Annotated in this window: 1 protein-coding gene; it reads left to right on the top strand. The window is 48.9% G+C overall.

Features of this window, described 5'->3' with window-relative positions:
* Positions 1 to 528: MutS-related protein (locus D9Y29_RS26405; RefSeq protein ID WP_420902521.1), on the top strand; the 528-nt coding region annotated here is incomplete at both ends.

The raw sequence follows: 528 nt of genomic DNA, 5'->3' as shown, positions 1-528 counted from the left end.
GCAAAGCCGGTGAGCAATGATTTTTCGATGGATGCTGGCCATAATGTGGTATTCCTCACTGGCGCAAATATGGCAGGAAAGTCCACTTTTTTGAGATCAGTAAGCACGGCCGTATATGTGGCGCATATTGGGTTTCCGGTGGCGGCAAAGGAAATGGAATTCTCTGTATTGGATGGGATCTACACTACCATCAACCTGCCAGACAACCTGGGTATTGGCGCCAGCCATTTCTACGCGGAAGTGTTGCGGGTAAAAAAAGTGGCGGCTGAGTTACAAGCCAATAAATCGCTCTTCATCATCTTCGATGAAATGTTCCGCGGCACCAATGTGAAAGATGCACATGAAGCCACCGTGGAGATCACCATTGCCTTTGCGGCAAAGCGGAACAGTATGTTCATCATCTCTTCCCATATTGTGGAAGCAGGCGAAAGATTGCAGCAGGTGCCGAGTATCGGTTTCCAGTTCCTTCCCACACGCATGAACGGAAACATACCCGAATATACCTATACGTTAGAGCGCGGAATCACC

Origin of the sequence: Pseudoflavitalea rhizosphaerae (assembly GCF_003991355.1) — a bacterium.
Taxonomy (GTDB): domain Bacteria; phylum Bacteroidota; class Bacteroidia; order Chitinophagales; family Chitinophagaceae; genus Pseudobacter; species Pseudobacter rhizosphaerae.
Note: the sequence above shows the minus strand (reverse complement) of the source record. Positions and strands in the feature narration are given on the sequence as shown.